Consider the following 19142-nt stretch of genomic DNA (forward strand, 5'->3'; position numbering starts at 1 on the left):
CCGGTCCCGGGACAGCCTCCCGGGACCGGGCCGCCCCCCCTCCCCCGGTGTGGCTCTGTCAGGCCCCGGCGCGGCGGGCCAGCCGGGCGTCCCGCCTCTCCTCGAACCGGGTCGCCGCACGGTCCAGCCCGTCGAGGTGCGCCGCCATCTCCTCGCGGGCGGCCTCGCCGTCGGCGTCCAGCCCGGTGACATTCCAGACGTCCCACTGCCGCAGCACCGGCAGCAGTACGTCGTCACGGTGCTGGCGCAGGTCGTAGATCCCGGCCAGGGCGATCGCCACCGACTTGCGGGCGAAGCCCTCGATGCCGTTGCCGGGCATCTGGAAGTCGGCGACCACGTCGGCGACCGCCCGCATCGTCTGGCTCGGTGCCAGTTCGAACGCGGCGCCGAGCAGGTTGCGGTAGAAGACCATGTGCAGGTTCTCGTCCGCGGCGATCCGGGCGAGCAGTTGCTCGCAGCGCGGGTCGCCGGTGACCCGGCCGGTGTTGCGGTGCGAGATCCGGGTGGCGAGTTCCTGGAACGAGACGTACGCCAGCGAGTGCAGCACCTCGGTGTCGTGCGGGTTGACGTAGCCGGCGGACATGTGGGTCATCCGGGCCCGCTCCAGCGCCACCGGATCGACCGCCCTGGTCACGGTGAGGTAGTCCCGGATCGCCGTGCCGTGTCGACCCTCCTCGGCGGTCCACCGGTGCACCCAGGTCCCCCAGGCGCCGTCCCGGCCGAAGAGGGTCGCGATCTGGTGGTGGTACGACGGCAGGTTGTCCTCGGTCAGCAGGTTGACCACCAGGGCGGTCCGAGCCACCTCGGGCACCCTGCTCTGCTCCGGTGCCCACGCCTCGCCGTCGAGGATCCCGTCGAAGGTGCGCCCCTCACCCCACGGCACGTACTCGTGCGGGAACCACTCCCTGGCCAGCCGGAGGTGCCGGTCGAGGTTCTCCGCGACGACCGGCTCCAACTCGATCAGCAGAGCGTCCTGGCGCAGCGGTGCGGCGGGGGTGACGGTCACGGGCTCTCCCTACGCATGCGTAACTTACGTTAGCGTAGGTTACGGCCGTCACCCCGGGTCCGCAAGATCAGCCCACCGTCGGCCAGAGATCCGCCGCCGGCGGCTGCCAGACGTCCGGCGCCGCCGCCACCTGGTCACCGGAGCGGATGTCCTTCACCTCGTCCCCGACCCCGTCGGCACCGGGGAACCAGACGAACGGGATACCGCGCCGCTGCGCGTACCGGATCTGCTTGCCGAACTTCGCCGCCGACGGCGACACCTCGGTCGGGATGCCCCGCCGGCGTAGCGCGTCGGCGATCCGGTTGCTCTCCGGCCGGCGCTCCTCGGCCGCGAGCGCCACCAGCACACAGGTCGGCACGTCCCGGGAGATGGTCAGCGCGCCCGCGCCGAAGAGCAGCCCGAGCAGCCGGGTGACCCCGATCGAGATGCCCACCCCCGGGAACCGGGCGTTGCCGTCGCTGGCCAGGTTGTCGTACCGGCCACCGGAGCTGACCGAGCCGTACCGCTCGTACCCGCGCAGCTGGGTCTCGTAGACGGTACCGGTGTAGTAGTCCAGGCCCCGGGCGATGCGCAAATCGGCCACGCAGAGCCCCGGGGCGTGCGCGACCGAGTTCTCCATCACCGCGACCAGCTCGGCCAGCCCCTCGTCCAGCATCGGGTCGGTCACCCCGAGCCCGCGCACCGCGTCGGCGAAGGACGGATCCGGGGTGGCGATCTCGGTCAGCGCCAGGCACGCCTTGGCCTGCGCCTCGGTCGCCCCGGCGGTCTCGGCCAGCAGCGCCGCCACCCGGGCCGGCCCGATCCGGTCCAGCCGGTCCACCGCGCGCAGCGCCGCCAGCGGATCGGCCAGCCCGATCCCCCGGTAGAAGCCCTCCAGGATCTTGCGGTTGTTCACCTGGATCGTCACCGGCGGCCGCCCGTCGGTGCCGCCGAGCGGCAGGCCGCCGAGGGCGTCGCCGAGCACCAGCGGGATCTCGGCCTCGTGGTGCGCCGGCAGGATGTCCCGGTCCACGATGTCGATGTCGGCCTGGAGGAACTCGCGGTAGCGCCCCTCCTGGGGACGCTCGCCCCGCCAGACCTTCTGGATCTGGTAACGCCGGAACGGGAACTGCAGCCGGCCGGCGTTCTCCAGCACGTACCGGGCGAACGGCACGGTCAGGTCGAAGTGCAGCCCCAGGCTGCCCTCGCCGGCACCCGCCGGCCCCTCCTCCTGGAGGCGACTGACCAGGTAGACCTCCTTGGAGGTCTCGCCCTTGCGCAGCAGCTGCTCCAGCGGCTCGACGGCGCGGGTCTCCAACGGCGCGAAGCCGTACAGCTCGAAGGTGCGGCGGATCCGCTCGAGGACGTACTGCTCGATCATCCGCTGCGGCGGCGCCCACTCCGGGAAGCCGGAGATCGGTGTTGGCTTGCTCATGATGCTCCTGTCGGAACTCGCGCGGAACACGCGCGAGCGGGGATTACCAGCCCCGGGTGGGCGCAACCCCCGGCCCGTGGAGGCCGGCGACCTCGATCAGGTACGGATTGCTCGCCCGCTCGCGGCCGATGCTGGTCGCGGGTCCGTGGCCGGGCAGCACGACGGTGTCGTCGGCGAGCGGGAGGATCTTCTCCCGCAGGCTCGTCACCATGGTCGGCAGGCTGCCGCCCGGCAGGTCGGTGCGGCCGATCGACCCGGCGAAGAGCACGTCGCCCGCCAGGCAGATCTGCTCCGCCGCCCAGTCCACCCCGGGTGGAAGGGGCAGGTCGGACCGGACAGCCGGGCCCGCGCCCGGCAGCCGGAACAGCACCGACCCGCCGGTATGGCCCGGGGCGTGGTCGACGGTGATCTCCAACCCGGCCAGCGCCAGGGTCGCCCCGTCGGTCAGCTCCGCCACATCCTCCGGCTCGGCGTACGGCAGCCGGCCGCCGAAGAGCTGGGTCAGGTCCATCGAGAGCGCCTTGCTCGGGTCGGCGAGAAGTTCGCGATCGTTCGGATGCACGTACGCCGGGATGCCCCGGGCGCCACAGACCGGGGCGACCGAGAAGGTGTGGTCGAGATGACCATGGGTCAGCAGTACGGCCGCCGGCCGCAGCCGATGCTCGGCCAGCAGGTCGTCGAGCCGGTCCAGCACCCCAATGCCGGGGTCGACGACGACACACTGTTCCCCGGGCGCGGTGGCCAGCACGTAGCAGTTGGTGCCGAAGGCGTCCGCGGGGAAGCCGGCGACGAGCACGTCCGCTCCTCCCATCCGACGATCTCAGTAACAGTTCGACCCTCAGGTCACAGTTACGGTTCGGCCCCACCATATCGGGCGTCGGGTGCGCGCCACCGCCCGTACGCACCCGCCTCCGCGGACAGCGGAGCACACAGTGATAATCTCCGATGGTTTCAAGGTGACCTCGTACAACACTTTCCCAGCCGCTACCCGTACACTCTGGCGGGCGTGTGGCGTGGCGCACTTGACGCCGGGCGGCGAATCGTGCCGTGGCCAGCACGACCACCGGCACCGTGACCACAGGTAAGACGACGACCAGGGCACATGGAAAGGGGAGCTCGGGTGGCTTCCAGCAGAGACCGGCAGCGCAAACTCGCGCGGGCCAAGCTCGACCGGCAGATGGCCCGGCGGGCGGCCGCCGCCCGGCGCAGGCGGCAGGTCCGGGCCGGTATCGGCTCCGCCGTCGCGCTGCTGCTGATCGTGCTGGGCTCCTTCTGGGCGCTCGGCGGCTTCGACCGTGACCCGGCCGACGACACCGCCACCCCGGAGACCTGCACGTGGACCAGCCAGGACGCCCAGGCGAACACGAACCTGAAGGACGTCGGCACCCCGCCGACCCGGGACCTGCCCACCACCGGCACCCGGCCGATGACGATCACCACGAACCAGGGTGCCCCGATCACCGTCGAGCTGGACCTGGCGAACGCACCGTGCGCGGGGGCGAGCTTCACCCACCTGGCCGGGAAGTCGTTCTTCGACAACACCACGTGCCACGAACTGACCACCGAGGGAGCGCTGCACTGCGGCGATCCGAGCGGTACCGGGCAGGGCGGCCCGACGTACACGTTCTTCAGCGAGAACACTCCGGACGCCCCGGCGGCCCCGACCGCCGATCCGTCGGCCAGCGCCAGTCCCTCGACGGACCCGTCGCCGAGCCCGACGGCCAGCACTCCCGCCGCGCCGATCTACCCGGTCGGCACCGTGGCCCTGATCAGCAACCCGCCCGGCGCCAACGGCAGCCAGTTCCTGATCTTCTTCAAGGACTTCAGCCCGACCCAGCCCAACTACCCGATCGTCGGCCGGGTGACCAGCGGACTCGACGTGATCAAGAAGATCGGCGCCATGGAAACCGTGGACAATGGTTCTGGCGTCAAAGTCAAGCCGAAGACCGACGTGGTGATCCAGAGCCTCACCGTCGGTGAGCCGTCCTCGGGCGACCCGACGACGGCGCCGACGGCGGCGACCCAGACGCCGACCGCACCGTCGGCCAGCCCGACGGTCGCCGGACAGTCCTGAGAACCACAGAGACCAGCCCAGCCGCGGACCCGGCCGCGCGCTGCACATAGTCCAGGAGGAGCCACCGTGACGTCCACCAGAGAGCGGCAGCGCGCCGCGGCGCGCGCCAAGCTGGAACGGGAGATGGCCGAGCGCGCCGCCGCCGCCCGCAAACGCCGGCAGGTGCAGGCGAGCATCGGCGCCGGGGTCGCGTTGCTGCTGGTGGTCGCCGGCACGGTGTGGCTGGTGATGAGCATCGGCGACGACAAGGACACCCCGACCGAGGCCGGCGCGGCCACCTGCGCCTGGACCGACATCCCGGCCGAGCAGCGCAACGAGGCGACCAAGGACGTCGGGCTGCCCCCGACCTCGGTGAAGAACACCGGCAGCCAGACCATGACGATCGACACCAATCTCGGACAGATCACCGCCAAGATCAACCTGGCCGACGTGCCCTGCACCGCCGCCAGCTTCACCCACCTGGCCGAGAAGAAGTTCTTCGACAACACCAAGTGCCACCGGCTGGTGACCCAGGGCCTCCAGGTGCTCCAGTGCGGCGACCCGAGCGTCACCGGCGACAAGTGGAAGGAGACCGACGGCACCGGCGGGCCGGCCTACCGGTTCGCCGAGGAGAACCTGCCGACGGACAAGCGGCCGCCGTACCCGGCCGGGGTGATCGCGATGGCGAACTCGGGCCAGCCGGGGAGCACCGGCAGCCAGTTCTTCATCGTGTACGGCGACTCGCAGCTGCCCGCCTCCTACACCGTGCTCGGCACCGTCACCAGCGGTCTGGACCTGGTGGCCCAGGTCGGCGCGGCCGGTGACGACGGCGCCTTCGCCCAGCAGGCCGGTGGCGGCCACCCGAAGAAGGAAGTCCTGATCAAGTCGCTGACCATGAGCGCCCCGGTCGGCTGAGCGCCGGAGCCGTAGACACCACGGCGCCGCGTCGCCCCTCTGCGGGGCGGCGCGGCGCCGTTCTTGCGTGCCCGGACGGGGTCCCCCGCCTGCGTGTGCCCTGCGGACGGGCTCAGGCGCCCGAGGTGACCCGGTAGGCGTCGAAGACGCCGTCCACCTTGCGTACGGCGGCGAGCAGGTGCCCCAGGTGCTTGGGATCGGCCATCTCGAAACTGAACCGGCTCACCGCCACCCGGTCCCGGGTGGTGGTGACGGTCGCGGAGAGGATGTTTACCCGCTCGTCGGAGAGCACCCGGGTCACGTCCGCGAGCAGCTTGTGCCGGTCCAGCGCCTCGACCTGGATCGCGACCAGGAAGGTCGAGGCCGAGGTGAGCCGCCAGCTCACCTCGACGATGCGCTCGGTCTGCACCTTGAGGTCCTCGGCGTTCGCGCAGTCGTCCCGGTGCACGCTCACCCCGCCGGAGCGGGTCACGAACCCGAACACGGTGTCCGGCGGCACCGGCGTGCAGCAGCGGGCCAGCTTGATCCAGACATCGCTGACGCCGCGGACCACCACGCCCGGGTCGTTGCTGTTGCCCCGGCGCTGCGGACGGGTGGCGACCGCGGTCTCGGCGAGGTCCTCGGCGGCCCCCTCCTCGCCGCCGTAGCCGGCCATCAGCTTCTGCACCACGGACTGCGCGGAGACCTGACTGTCGCCAACCGCGGCGTAGAGCGAGGCGACGTCGGCCAGGTGCAGGTCCCGGGCGATGGTCATCAGGTTGTCCGTGGTCAGCATCCGCTGCAACGGCATGCCCTGCTTGCGCATCGCCTTGACGATCGCGTCCTTGCCGGCCTCGATCGCCTCCTCGCGCCGCTCCTTGTTGAAGTACTGCCGGATCTTCGTCCGCGCCCGAGGGCTCTTGACGAAGCCCAGCCAGTCCTGGGTCGGGCCGGCGGTGTCGGACTTCGAGGTGAAGATCTCGATCACGTCACCGTTGGAGAGCGTCGACTCCAGCGGCACCAGCTTGCCGTTCACCCGCGCGCCGATGCACTTGTGCCCCACCTCGGTGTGCACCGCGTACGCGAAGTCGACCGGGGTCGAGGCGGTCGGCAGCGGGATCACGTCCCCCTTGGGGGTGAAGACGTAGACCTCCTGGCTGGAGAGGTCGAAACGGAGCGCGTCGAGGAACTCGCTCGGGTCGGCCGCCTCGCGCTGCCAGTCCAGCAACTGCCGCAGCCACGTCATCTCGTCGATGTGGGCCGGCGGGCCGACGATCGTCTCGCCCTTCTTCTCCTTGTACTTCCAGTGCGCGGCGATGCCGAACTCCGCCGTACGGTGCATGGCGTAGGTGCGGATCTGCATCTCGACCGGCTTGCCGCTCGGCCCGATCACCGTGGTGTGCAACGACTGGTACATGTTGAACTTCGGCATCGCGATGTAGTCCTTGAACCGGCCCGGCACGGGCTGCCAGTTCGCGTGGATCACACCGAGTGCCGCGTAGCAGTCCCGCACCGTGTCGACCAGGATGCGCACGCCGACCAGGTCGTAGATGTCGTTGAAGTCCCGACCCCGGACGATCATCTTCTGGTAGATCGAGTAGAGGTGCTTGGGCCGGCCGGTCGTCTCTGCCTTGATCTTGGCGGCGCGGAGGTCGACCTGCACCTTCTGGGTCACCTGCCGCAGCAGCGCCTCGCGCTGCGGCTGATGCTCCCCGATCAGCCGGTTGATCTCCTCGTAGCGCTTGGGGAAGAGGTTGGCGAAGGCCAGGTCCTCCAGCTCCCACTTGATGGTGTTCATACCGAGCCGGTGCGCCAGCGGCGCCAGGATCTCCAACGTCTCCTTGGCCTTCTGCTCCCGCTTGGCAGGCGGCAGGAAGGTCAGGGTACGCATGTTGTGCAGCCGGTCGGCCAGCTTGATGACCAGCACCCGGGGGTCCTTGGCCATCGCCACCACCATCTTGCGGATCGTCTCCGCCTTGGCCGCGTCGCCGAGCTTGACCTTGTCCAGCTTGGTGACGCCGTCGACCAGCAGCGCCACCTCGGCGCCGAAGTCGACGCGCATCTGGTCGAGCCCGTAGTCGGTGTCCTCGATGGTGTCGTGCAGCAGCGCGGCGACCAGGGTGGTGGTGTCCATCCCGAGGTTCGCCAGGATGGTGGCTACCGCCAACGGGTGGGTGATGTAGGGGTCACCGGACTTGCGGTACTGCCCGGAGTGCCACCGGGCGGCCATGTCGAAGGCGCGTTGCAGCAGCCGCGCGTCCGCCTTGGGGTGCGACGCGCGGTGTGTCGCGATCAGCGGCTCCAGCACCTCGCTCACCTGCGGGGTCTGCCAGGGCGCGTTGAACCGGGCCAGCCGGGCCCTCACCCGGCGCCCGGTGGGCGCGTTCGCCAGGGCGAAGCTGGTCGCGGGCGGCTGCGGGCTCCCGCCCGCCATTCCGGCGAACTCGCCGGCCGCCCCGGAGGCCACGCTGGCGCCGATCCCCGCCGGTACGGCCGGGACGCCGCCACCGCCGCCCTCGGCCGGAGCCGCACCCGTGCCAGCGGCCGGGCCACCACCGGCGGAACCGGCCGGCGAAACGCCAGCGCCCCCGGCCGGAACAGCGCCGGCGCCCGGTCTGCCGAGCGCGGTGGTCGGCACGCCGGCCGCCGGGACGGTGCTGTCGTCGGCAGGGCTGCCGCCGGCCGACGGGGCCGAGCCGAGGGGTCGCGTCGCCGCGCCGGCCCGCCCGGGGCCGGTCTGGGACTGTTCGGCGGCGGTCGCCGGCTCCTCGGGGGGACCCTGGGGACGGCCGGCTCCGCTGGCCGGGGGCTGGGCTGCACCACCGGCGCTGGCCATCGCGTCGGCTGGAGTGGTCGTGACGTCGGCGGGGTTGTCAGCCTCGTTGGTGGGATGCACCATGCCCTCCGCCGGAGGGGCGACATCGGAAGACACCGGCCTCCTCAACATTTCGCCGGGAATGACCCGACCGTAACCGGTCGACCCGGGCCTACGCCAGTCACGGGCAGGTCGCCCGGGCCAGCACGAAGGGCAATCCTACCCGTCCGGAAGGGCTGGCGACGGTCCTGACGGACGTATGCGGTGGTCGGATGGTGACTCGGGGTGCTAAACGGTCAGCAAGGCATGAACCGCCCGGGGCGCCAGCAGGTCCCGGCCGTTCAGGAAACTCAACTCCAGCAGCACACTGAACCCGGCCACCGTGCCACCGGCCCGCTCGACCAGTTCCAGGGTGGCCTGTGCGGTCCCACCGGTGGCGAGTACGTCGTCGACCACCAGGACCCGGTGTCCGGCGGTGAACGCGTCCTGGTGCACCTCCAGGGTGGCCTCGCCGTACTCCAGGGCGTACGAGGCGGCGTACGCGGCCCGGGGCAGCTTGCCGGCCTTGCGTACCGGCACCACCCCGACCCCGGTCGCGTAGGCGATCGCGGCGGCCACCACGAAGCCGCGCGCCTCGATCCCCACCACCACGTCGAACGAGTCCCGACCGTGGTGGTCGACGATGTTGTCGATCACCGCCCGGAAGGCGGCACCGTCGGCGAACAGCGGCATCAGGTCCTTGAACACGACGCCCGGCTTCGGGAAGTCGGGTACGTCCAGCACCCGGCTGGCCACCAACTGGGCGGTGACCGGGCCGCTGTCGCCACGTACCTCGGTCTGGGTCTCCGTCACACTGCGTCCTCTCCGGGCAAAGGCGCCCGACCCGCCCGCCTCCGCGGCGGCGTGTCGGGCGCCTTTCGATCCGTTCGTCCGGCTCAGCGCCGCTTGCCGCCGGGGCGGTTGCCACCGGAGCGGCCGCCGCGGGCGCCACCGGACCGCTTGCCCGTCGGACGGGAGCCGACCTTCGGCGCGGTTCCGGCCAGCGCGGTCGCCTCGGCCGGAGCCTCCTCGGTCGCGGGCTCGGCGGCCGGCGCCTCGGCGGCCTGCTGCCGGGCCTGGCCGGGTTGCCGGGCGGGGCGGCGGGGGGCTGAGGCGTCCCGGCCACCACCGGCCCGCCGGGCCAGCACCCGCTGGGTGTGCTGCCGGATCCGCGGCTCCCGCTCCTTCAGCGTCACCAGCAGCGGCGTGGAGAGGAAGATCGACGAGAAGAACGCGGCGCCCATACCGACGAAGAGCACCAGGCCGAGGTCCTTCAGCGTGCCGGCGCCGAGCAGTCCCGCACCGATGAAGAGCAGGCCACCGACGGGCAGCAGGGCGACCACCGAGGTGTTGATCGACCGCATCAGGGTCTGGTTCAGCGCCAGGTTGGCTGCCTCGGCGTACGTCTGGCTGCTGCCCCCGGTGATTCCTCTGGTGTTCTCCTGGATCTTGTCGAAGACGACCACGCTGTCGTAGAGGGCGAAGCCGAGGATGGTGAGGAAGCCGACGATGGTCGACGGGGTCACCTCGAAGCCGACCGCCGAGTAGATGCCGGCGGTGAGCAGCAGGTCCAGCAGGAGGCCGCTGACGGCGGCGATCGCCATCCGCAGCTCGAACCGGATCACCAGGTAGCCGGTGACCAGCACCACGAAGATCACCAGACCGAGCAGTGCCCGCTGGGTGATCTGGGCACCCCAGGCGGCGCTGACCCGGCTGTCGCTGATCTGGTCGACCTCGATGCCCAGGTCGGCGGCGACCGCGGTGCGGACGTCGGTGGCCTGTTGCTGCTCCAGCGGGGAGGTCCGGAACAGGTAGGTGGCGTTGGCGCCGTTGCCGACCTGCTGGCTGGAGACCACCTGGGCCGGCCCCGCCGGCGTCGACTTGTCGGCGAGCGCGTTGCCGATCGCCGCCTCGGCCCGCTCCATGGTGCCGACCGAGACCGGCACCTGGAACTCGTTGCCGCCCCGGAACTCGATGCCGAGGTGGAAGCCCTGGATCACGAAGCTCAGGACGGCCAGCAGCACCAATCCGCCGGCGATGCCGAACCACAGCTTGCGGCGGGGGACGATGCTGAGACCGGCTTCACCGCGGTACAAGCGGCTGGCGAGCCCACTCCTGCTCATCTCAGGCCTCCTTCACGCGGGTCTTGCGGGTCGTCGGCGTCTCGTCGTCGTCCCGGTTGTGCAGAGCCCGACCCAGCCCGCTGACCCGTGGCGACAGGAAGGCCGGGGTGCTCGCGAACAACGTCATGATCGGATGCCGGAAGAGGAAGACGACCACCAGGTCGAGGATGGTGGCCAGGCCCAGCGCGAAGGCGAAGCCCTGCACGGTGCCGACCGAGACGAGGTAGAGCACCACGGCCGCCATGATCGAGATGGCGTTCGCCGAGATGATCGTCCGGCGGGCCCGGGCCCAGGCGCGGGGCACCGCGCTGCGCGGGCTGCGCCCGTCCCGGATCTCGTCTTTCAGTCGTTCGAAGTAGATGACGAAGGAGTCTGCCGCGACACCCAACGAGACGATGAAACCGGCTATCCCGGCGAGGGTCAGGGTGAAGCCGATCTGCCGGCCGAGCACCACCAGCGCGCCGAAGACCAGGATGGCGGAGAGGACCAGGCTGAGGAAGATCACCGAGCCGAGCAGCCGGTAGTAGAAGAAGGCGTAGATGACCACCAGGAGCATGCCGATGCCGGCGGCCAGCAGGCCGGCCCGCAGGTGCTCGGTACCGAGCGTGGCGGTGATGTTCTGCGCCTCCTGCGGCTTGAAGGTCAGCGGCAGGGCGCCGTAGCGGAGCTGGCTGGCCAGCTCGTTGGCGCTGGCGCTGGTGAAGCTGCCGCTGATCTGGGAGTCACCGGTCAGCACGCCCAGGATCTCCGGCGCGGAGATGATCTTGTTGTCCAGCACCACCGCGACCCGGCACCGGCCCTCGTCGCCGAGGGCCGCCTGGTCGCACTGGCCGTCGGTGTTGTTGTACGCCTCGCGGGTCAGGTTGGTCCACTTGCTCTGCCCCTCGCCGGTGAAGTCCAGACTGACCACCCACTGGCTGGTCGTCTGGTCCAGCACACCGGCGGCGTCGTCGACGTCGGTCCCCTCCACCTTGGCGACGTCCAGCAGGCTCTTGGTCTGGCCGGCCTCACAGGCCACCACCTGCTCGTTCGGCTCCTTGATCGAGCCGGGCGCCCGCTGGTCGAGCTTCTCGCAGGTGATGGTCGGCACGTTGAACTGGACGCTGGCCGGCAGGACCCGGATCTCCTGCGGGGTCAGCTCGGCGAACGGCTTGAGCTTCTCGGCGAGCGCCGGGTCCGCACTGAAGTCCGCCGGCGCCTGGAGCGCGGTGGCCGCGGCCCAGGCCTCGGCACCGACCTTCTGCTCCACCGCCGCGCGCTGCTGCTCCAGCGTCATCTCGTCCGGGTCCGCCGGGGCGGCGCTGGCCGAGCCGCTCGGTGCGGGCGAGGCACTGCCGCTCGGCGTGGGCGTGGGCGCCGGAGCGCCGCCGCCCTGGCCACCGGCGGCCGGCGACGAGGTGGCGGCGGGAGACGGGTTGCCGGACGGGCTGGCGCTGCCGGCGGGGGTCGGGCTGCCGGCGGGGGTCGGGCTGCCGGACGGGGCCGGGCTGGCCGACGCGCCGGGCGACGGTGCGGTGTTGACCGGGCCGCCACCGTCGGTCATCTTGAGCACCTTGCGGAACCGCAGCTCGGCCGGGGTGCCGACATCGTCGAGGTCGGCATTCTGCCCCGGCACCGAGATCACGATGTTTCGGTTGCCCTCGGTGACCACCTCGGCCTCGGCGACACCGCGGCCGTCCACCCGGGCCTGGATGATCTGCCGGGCCCGCTCCAGGGAGGCAGCCGGGGGCGCCTGACCGGCCTCGGTGGCCGCCTCCAGGGTCATCCGGGTGCCGCCGACGAGATCCAGGCCGAGCTTCGGCTCAAGCCGATCCGTCCAGCTGCCCTTGGCCCCGGCGGCGAAGAACACCAAAAGATAGAGGACGGTGAAGATCAACCCGAGCACGGCCAGCTGCCGCCCGGGTCGCATCTGTCCCTGAGGTGGTGCCACGGCTTTCCTGTCTCCCTGCGCGGTTCGGCCGCTAGTGGTGGGCGGCGGGTCGGACGCCGGAGGAGCCCGGCGAGATGCGTACCGCACCGGCGGGGGTCCCACCGGCCCGTTGATCTATTATGGTCGATGCCAAACCTGCCCCGTCGGGCGGGTCGGTCATTCCTTCGCGTCGACCTCTTCGGGCACCGACTCGACCCGCTCGACCTTCTTGACGACCCGGGCGATCGCCGGCCGCGCGTACCGCGTCTGCACGCCGGGCGCCACCTCGAGCATCACGGTCTCGTCGTCCACGCTGGTGACGGTGCCGTAGAGGCCACCGATGGTGACCACCTCGTCACCGGTGCCGATCGAGGACTGCATCTGCTCGGCCTCACGGCGCCGCTTCTGCTGCGGCCGGATCATCATGAAGTACATGACGACGAAGAGCAGGACAATCATGAGCAGCGGCATGAAGCTGCCAGCTCCGCCGCCGCCCTCTGCTGCCATAAAAGGCACTGTTACGACCTTCCCATCGGCCTCGCCCCGGCACGTGCGCACCGGAGCGGAGGCAGGAACTCACGTCCTGTACAAACCGCGGCGAGTCTAGTCCCTGCACCTGAGAACACCGAATGCGGCACAGATCACGAACGGATCACACCTCCTGGGAACCCGCGGAGAAGAGATCGGGCCCCGGAGACCCGCTCGAACCAAATGTACCATTTGGCGGAGTCCGTCCCAGGTGTCGCCAAGCGGCCTCGGTGGCCACCCGCCCCCGCGGAGTACGGGCCAACAGCCCGGCCCGGACCAGGAAGGGCTCGCAGACCTCCTCGACGGTGTCCGGCTGCTCCCCCACCGCCACCGCCAGGGTCGACAGCCCCACCGGGCCGCCCCGGAAGGAGTCGACCAGGGCCGTCAACACCGCCCGGTCGAGCCGGTCCAGCCCCAGCTCGTCCACGTCGTACACGCGCAGCGCCGCCCGCGCGGTCTCCCGGTTCACGGTCCCGTCCGCCCGTACCTCGGCGAAGTCGCGTACCCGGCGCAGCAGCCGGTTGGCGATCCGGGGCGTCCCCCGGGACCGGCCGGCGATCTCCGCCGACCCGCCCTCGGTGATCGGCACCCCGAGGATCCGCGCCGAACGCTGGATCAGCACGTCCAACTCGTCCGGGGAGTAGAAGTCGAGGTGCGCGACGAAGCCGAACCGGTCCCGCATCGGGCCGGTCAACAACCCCGACCGGGTCGTCGCGCCGACCAGGGTGAACGGCTCGACGTCCAGCGGGATCGCGGTGGCGCCCGGCCCCTTGCCCACCACCACGTCGACCCGGAAGTCCTCCATCGCGCTGTAGAGCAGCTCCTCGGCCGGCTTGGCGATCCGGTGGATCTCGTCGATGAAGAGCACGTCGCCCTCGGCCAGGCTGGTCAGGATCGCGGCGAGGTCACCGGAGCGCTCGATCGCCGGACCGCTGGTGACCCGGATCCCCGCGCCCAGCTCGGCGGCGACGATGTTCGCCAGGGTGGTGTTGTGCACGACCAGGTCGTTGACCGTGAAGGTGTGGTCGTCGGCGACGGTCAGACACCGGCACGGATGCAGGCCGGCGGGCTCGACCGCGACCACCCGGTCGGCGGCGAGACCCCGCGCGAACCGGTCCCGGCGCGGCAGGGCGCCCGGCGTCGCCGGGCCGGGCGAGCCGGGCGAATCGGGAGACCCCGGCAAACCGGGGGACCTGGGCGAGCCGGGGGATCCGGACGGCGCCCACTGCGCCAGCCACCGACCGCGCTCGTCCAGCACGCCGGCCCGTTCGACGAACCGGGCGACGTCGTCCCGGCCGGTCACGCTCAACCGCCACGGCGCGGGCGGCCGCCCCTGGCCGTCTCGACCGGCCTCGATCCGGGACTGGACGCCGAGCCGCAGCAGCAGGTGCTGCACGTCCCGGAGCAGGCCGGACGAGGCGCTGTGGAACCCGACCAGCACGCCCGGATCGCGCCGGCCCACCGACCCGGCGACCGCGAAGTACGCCCCGAGGAAGGCGCCGACCTGCCGCTCGTCACCCCGGAAGACGAAGGGCGGGAGCCGGTGCGCCGGGCCCCCGACGCCGAGCAGGCGGCCGGCCGACCGGAACTCGTCGGTCGACTCGGCGGCGCCGGCCGTCAGCTCGGGACGCAACACGTTCGCCAACACGTCCCGGTCGGTCAGGTCGCCCGCCTTCGTCCACCCCTCGGTGGTCCAGAACGGGTGGTCCGGCGCCGCCACCACCTGCCGGCCGCTCGCCGTCCGGATCCGCACACAGTCGAGTTCGCCCTGCTCGTGCACGGCCTCGACCAGCGCCGGCCGCCCGGTGCGGGTGACGACGCGGTCCCCCGGCACGATCTCGCCCAGCCGGCGTCGGGTGCCGTCGGCGAGCAGCACCAGAGCCTCGACCGAGACCGGCTTACCCAGGCCCGGCGGCCCGGAGAGCAGGATGTGGTCCGGCGGGGCGCCGCGGCCCATGGCGCCGCGCAGCAGCAGGTCGAGCTGGTCGCGCACCCGGTGCTGGGCGATGAAGTCGGCGAGCCGCTTCGGGCGTACGGTGACCTCGGCGTCCCGCTCCGTGTCGCTCGCGTACGCCGAGACCAGCCCCTCGGAGTCGGTCACCGGGTCCGACCCAGCAGTCGGATGGCCTGCTTCAACAGCACCGGCACCGGCGGCACCTCACCGTCGACCGTCTCCGCCACCGCCGCCACCGCCTGCTCCGCCTGGGACGCCGTCCAGCCGAGCCCGACCAGCGCCTGCCGCACCTGCTCCGGCCAGGCGCCGGCGGTGACCCCGGCCACGCCGTCCGGGCCGACCGGGATCGGACCGATCCGGTCGCGCAACTCCAGCACCAGCCGCTCCGCCCCCTTCTTGCCGATCCCCGGCACCCGGGTCAGGGTGCCGGTGTCGGCGTTCGCGATCGCCTTGCGCACCACGTCGGGGGCGTGCACCGCGAGGACCGCCTGGGCGAGCCGGGGTCCGACCCCGCTGGCGGTCTGGAGCAGTTCGAAGAGTTGCTTCTCGTCGTCGTCGGCGAAGCCGTAGAGGGTCAGCGAGTCCTCCCGGACCACCAGGCTGGTGGCGAGCCGGGCGGGCGAGCCGACCCGCAGCCCGGCCAGGGTGCCGGGCGCGCACTGCACCGCCAGGCCCACCCCGCCGACCTCGATCACCGCGCCGTCCGGGGACAGCCCGGCGACCACACCCCGGACACTCGCGATCATCCCGTTCCTCCCTGTCGCTTCGGGCCCGGCCGAGCCCCCCGGCGGGACGTACCCGGACGGGCGGCGTCCCGGGCCGCCGCCGGCGCCGTACGCTGCCGGGCCGCGCTGGCCGCCGCCGCGAGCCGGGCCCGGGTGCCACCGCGCCAGATGTGGCAGATCGCCAGCGCCAGCGCGTCGGCGGCGTCGGCCGGCCGGGGCGGCTCGGCCAGCCGCAGCAGCCGGGTCACCATCGCCATCATCTGCGCCTTGTCCGCCTGGCCGGAACCGGTGACCGCCGCCTTGACCTCGCTCGGGGTGTACGTCTGCACCGGCAGCCCGGCCCGGGCCCCGGCCAGCACCGCCACCGCACTGGCCTGCGCGGTCCCCATCACCGTCCGCACGTTGTGCTGGCTGAAGACCCGTTCCACCGCCACGGTGTGCGGCTGGTGCTCGGCGACCAGCCGGGTCAGCTCGGTGTCCAGGTGCAGCAGGCGCAGCGGCAGCTCGTCGGCCGGGTCGGTGTAGACGACGTAGTACGCCACCAGGGCGCACGGCCGGCCGGGTACGCCCTCGACCACGCCGACCCCGCACCGGGTCAACCCCGGGTCGACGCCCAGCACCCGCACGCCGCCCCCTCCCCGTGCCGCAGCACGTACGTGTGTTCGACACCCTACTGGCCTGCTGCGGAGCCGGAAACGCCGACACGCCCGTACCCGATCATCGCCGGCCGGGCCCGGTCGCCCGCCGGCGGTCGCCACATAGGCCGGTGCTGGAGTATGTGGCCGGCGCCCATGTGCCGCCGACCGGTTGCCTCGTAACTTTCTCGGCCATGACGGTAGAACCGGGTCGGGACGACCAGGCCGCGCGAGGGCGGCAGCAGGCGGCCGCGGCGCCGGCCGACGGCCCGACCGGTGCCGGCCACCCGCGGGTCGTCCGGCTCGACCTGTCCGGCAAGACCGCCCTGGTGACCGGCGGTGCCGGCGGCATCGGCCGGGCCTGCGCCGTCCGGCTGGCGGCGGCCGGCGCGAAGGTGATCGTGGTGGACCGGGACGCCGGCCGGGCCGAGACGGTCGCCGCCGAGGTCGGCGGCCGGGCGCTCGGGCTGGACCTCGCCGATCCCGGTGCCGTCGACCGGATCGACCCGGGGCTCGACATCGTGGTCAACAACGCCGGGCTGCAACACGTGGCGCCACTCGACGAGTTTCCGCCGGAACGCTTCGACCACCTGCACCGGGTGATGGTCACCGCGCCCTTCCTGATCGTCCGGCGGGCGCTGCCGCACATGTACGCCGCCGGCTGGGGCCGGATCGTCAACATCTCCTCGGTGCACGGGCTGCGCGCCTCGGCGTTCAAGGCGGCGTACGTCTCCGCCAAGCACGCCCTGGAAGGGCTGTCGAAGGTCGTCGCCCTGGAGGGGGCGACACGCGGGGTGACCGCCAACTGCGTCAACCCGGCCTACGTCCGCACGCCCCTGGTCGAGGGACAGATCGCCGCGCAGGCCACCGCGCACGGCATCGCCGAGAGCGAGGTGGTCGAACGAATCATGCTGGCCCGGGCGGCGATCAAACGGCTGATCGAGCCGGAGGAGGTGGCCGAACTCGTCGCCTACCTCTGCTCCCCCGCCGCCTCCTCCCTCACCGGCGCCTCGATTCCCCTCGACGGGGGTTGGACGGCGAACTGAGTGGACGCCGACGCAGAATGAAGCCCGTGTCCTCGCCGATCGAGTTTCTGGAGCTGCTGGCCCGGGAGGCCGCTCCGGTCGAGTTCGAGGGGCCGCTGGTGGCCGCCCGGGCGGCCGGGGTTCCCGCCGAACGGCTCGCCGAACTAGAGGCGGCGAAGGTGGTGGCGCTGCGGGTACGGGCGCTGCTGGAACGGCGGCGGCGCCGCGAGGCGGAACTCTCCGGCCTCTACGACACCGCCAGCGACCTCGCCGGGCTGCGCGACTCGGACGACGTACTGCGGGCGATCGTGCGCCGGGCCCGGCACCTGCTCGGCACCGACGTGGCGTACATGACGCTGGTCGACGACGACCGGGGCGACACGTACATGCGGGTCACCGACGGTTCGATCTCGGCCCGGTTCCAGGGGCTCCGGCTGCCGATGGGCGCCGGACTCGGCGGGCTGGTGGCGCAGACCGGCAGCCCGTACGCGACCGCGAACTATCCGCGGGACGCGAGGTTCCACCACACCGGGGAGATCGACGCCGGGGTACGCGAGGAAGGGCTGGTCGCCATCCTCGGGGTGCCGCTGCGGCTCGGCTCCCGGGTGATCGGGGTGCTCTACGCCGCGAACCGATCGGCCCGGCCGTTCGCCCGGGAAGAGGTGTCGCTGCTGCTCTCGCTGGCCGCGCACGCCGCGGTCGCGATCGACACGGCACGGCTGCTCGCCGAGACCCGGGCGGCGCTGGCGGAGCTGTCGGCGGCGAACACGACGATCCAGGCGCACAGCGCGTCGGTGGAGCGGGCCGCCGCCGCGCACGACCGGATGACCTCGCTGGTGCTGCGCGGCGGCGGGGTGGAGGACGTGGCGGCGGCGGTGACCGAGATACTCGGCGGCGCGCTGCTGGCGTTGGACGCCGAGGGCCGGACGCTGGCCCGGGTCGGCGAGATCGGCGAGCCCGACCGGGCGGCGCTGGACGAGGCGGTGGTGGCGTCGCGCACCGAGGGGCGCAGCGTGCACCGGGGCGACCTCTGGTACGCCGCCGTCGTCGCCGGTACGGAGAATCTCGGCGCCCTGGTCTCCCGTCCGGAGGAGGAACTGGTCGACGCCGACCAGCGGATCCTGGAGCGGGCAGCGCTGGTCACCGCGCTGCTGCTGCTGTTCCGGCAGACGGTCGCCGAGGCGGAGGGACGGGTCCGGGGTGAGCTGCTCGACGACCTGATCGCCCGGCCGGTGATCGACGTCGCCGCGCTGCGTGGCCGGGCCCGCCGGCTCGGCGTGGACCTGGACGCGCCGCACGTGCTCGTGGCGGTGGCCGACGACGCGATGGCGGGCAGTACCTCGGTGCGGCAGCGGGTCACCTCCTGGGCCAGCACGTACGCCTCGGCACACGGCGGGCTGGCGGCGGGCCGGGACGGGCGGGCGGTGCTGATGCTGCCGGGCGACGACGCGGGTGCGGCGGCCCGGACCGTGCTCCGGGACCTGTCCCGGGCACTGGGCCGGCCGGTCACCGCCGGAGCGGGCGGGCCGGCGACCGGACCCGCCGCACTGGCCGGGGCGGCCCGGGAGGCGGAGCGCTGCCTCACCGCGCTGCGCGCGCTGGGCCGGTCCGGCGAGGGGGCCAGCAGCGCCGAGCTCGGCTTCGTCGGGCTGCTGCTCGGCGCGGTCGAGTCCGGTGGCGAGCGGGAGGTGGCCCGGTTCCTGGTCGACACCATCGGTCCGGTGGTCGACTACGACGCCCGCCGGGGGACCGCGCTGGTGAAGACGCTGGAGGCGTACTTCGGGGTGGGTGGCAGCCTCGCCCGCGCGGCGGAGCTGCTGCACGTGCACGTCAACACCGTGACCCAGCGGCTGGATCGGGTCGGTCAGCTGCTCGGTGCGCAGTGGCAGAAGCCGGAGCGTGCGCTGGAGGTGCAGCTCGCGCTGCGCCTGCACCGGCTGCGCAGCTCATCCGGGCCGGCCGCAGCCGACGGCTGATGCGGTGTCCAGTAACGTTCGCCGGGTTTTGTCGTATCCGTGGCTC

At 72.4% G+C, this 19142-nt stretch carries 12 protein-coding genes and 5 pseudogenes; 4 read left to right on the plus strand and 13 right to left on the minus strand.

Annotation, left to right across the window (positions count from 1 at the left end):
* Positions 1–58 precede the first annotated feature (58 nt).
* From EV371_RS00755 to EV371_RS00765, 3 genes are all read right to left on the minus strand, one after another.
* Entirely contained in the window at positions 59–1006 is a 948-nt protein-coding gene (locus EV371_RS00755; protein WP_486484421.1) for an acyl-ACP desaturase, read from the minus strand.
* Positions 1007–1073: 67 nt separating this feature from the next.
* Entirely contained in the window at positions 1074–2420 is a 1347-nt protein-coding gene (hisS, locus tag EV371_RS00760) for a histidine--tRNA ligase (protein WP_130460336.1), read from the minus strand.
* 43 nt (positions 2421–2463) lie between these two features.
* On the minus strand, positions 2464–3216 hold the full coding sequence (locus EV371_RS00765; RefSeq protein WP_130465551.1) for an MBL fold metallo-hydrolase: 753 nt from the start codon (positions 3214–3216) through the stop codon (positions 2464–2466).
* 324 nt (positions 3217–3540) lie between these two features.
* Between EV371_RS00765 and EV371_RS00770 the strand changes: the two genes are divergently transcribed.
* A complete protein-coding gene (locus tag EV371_RS00770) occupies positions 3541–4494 on the plus strand; it encodes a peptidylprolyl isomerase (RefSeq protein ID WP_130460337.1) in 954 nt (317 codons plus the stop codon).
* Positions 4495–4560: 66 nt separating this feature from the next.
* On the plus strand, positions 4561–5388 hold the full coding sequence (locus EV371_RS00775; RefSeq protein ID WP_349338470.1) for a peptidylprolyl isomerase: 828 nt from the start codon (positions 4561–4563) through the stop codon (positions 5386–5388).
* A gap of 112 nt (positions 5389–5500) precedes the next feature.
* Here the strand turns inward: EV371_RS00775 and EV371_RS00780 are convergent.
* The 10 genes and pseudogenes from EV371_RS00780 to ruvC form a co-directional block, all read right to left on the minus strand.
* Positions 5501–7924: pseudogene (locus EV371_RS00780) on the minus strand (RelA/SpoT family protein); the annotation flags it as partial.
* Between the two features lie 546 nt (positions 7925–8470).
* Positions 8471–9034, minus strand: a complete 564-nt coding sequence (locus EV371_RS00785; RefSeq protein WP_130460338.1) for an adenine phosphoribosyltransferase — start codon at positions 9032–9034, stop codon at positions 8471–8473.
* Positions 9035–9117: 83 nt separating this feature from the next.
* On the minus strand, positions 9118–10344 hold the full coding sequence (secF, locus tag EV371_RS00790; RefSeq protein WP_130460339.1) for a protein translocase subunit SecF: 1227 nt from the start codon (positions 10342–10344) through the stop codon (positions 9118–9120).
* 1 nt (position 10345) lies between these two features.
* A complete protein-coding gene (secD, locus tag EV371_RS00795; RefSeq protein WP_207230371.1) occupies positions 10346–12274 on the minus strand; it encodes a protein translocase subunit SecD in 1929 nt (642 codons plus the stop codon).
* A gap of 156 nt (positions 12275–12430) precedes the next feature.
* Positions 12431–12760 (minus strand): preprotein translocase subunit YajC, encoded by a 330-nt coding sequence (yajC, locus tag EV371_RS00800; RefSeq protein ID WP_130460340.1) that lies wholly within the window; start codon positions 12758–12760, stop codon positions 12431–12433.
* A gap of 145 nt (positions 12761–12905) precedes the next feature.
* A pseudogene (gene ruvB, locus EV371_RS34015) lies at positions 12906–13808 on the minus strand (Holliday junction branch migration DNA helicase RuvB); the annotation flags it as partial.
* Positions 13809–14054: 246 nt separating this feature from the next.
* Positions 14055–14657: pseudogene (locus tag EV371_RS34020) on the minus strand (LAGLIDADG family homing endonuclease); the annotation flags it as partial.
* Positions 14658–14674: 17 nt separating this feature from the next.
* Positions 14675–14882, minus strand: a pseudogene (locus EV371_RS34025) (Holliday junction branch migration DNA helicase RuvB); the annotation flags it as partial.
* Entirely contained in the window at positions 14879–15481 is a 603-nt protein-coding gene (gene ruvA, locus EV371_RS00820) for a Holliday junction branch migration protein RuvA (RefSeq protein ID WP_130460341.1), read from the minus strand. The pseudogene EV371_RS34025 and the gene ruvA, both read right to left, overlap by 4 nt.
* A 92-nt stretch (positions 15482–15573) precedes the next feature.
* Positions 15574–16086 (minus strand): annotated as a pseudogene (ruvC, locus tag EV371_RS00825) (crossover junction endodeoxyribonuclease RuvC); the annotation flags it as partial.
* A 203-nt stretch (positions 16087–16289) separates the two neighbouring features.
* On the opposite strand from ruvC, the gene EV371_RS00830 reads away from it, so the two are divergent.
* Complete coding sequence (locus tag EV371_RS00830) at positions 16290–17141, plus strand: 3-hydroxybutyrate dehydrogenase (RefSeq protein ID WP_130460343.1); 852 nt, start codon at positions 16290–16292, stop codon at positions 17139–17141.
* Positions 17142–17158: 17 nt separating this feature from the next.
* The gene (locus EV371_RS00835) at positions 17159–19096 is read left to right on the plus strand and encodes a GAF domain-containing protein (protein WP_130460344.1); all 1938 of its coding nucleotides are present in this window, start codon (positions 17159–17161) and stop codon (positions 19094–19096) included.
* The last annotated feature ends 46 nt before the right edge of the window (positions 19097–19142 follow it).

The sequence above is a fragment of the Plantactinospora sp. CNZ321 genome, from assembly GCF_004217235.1.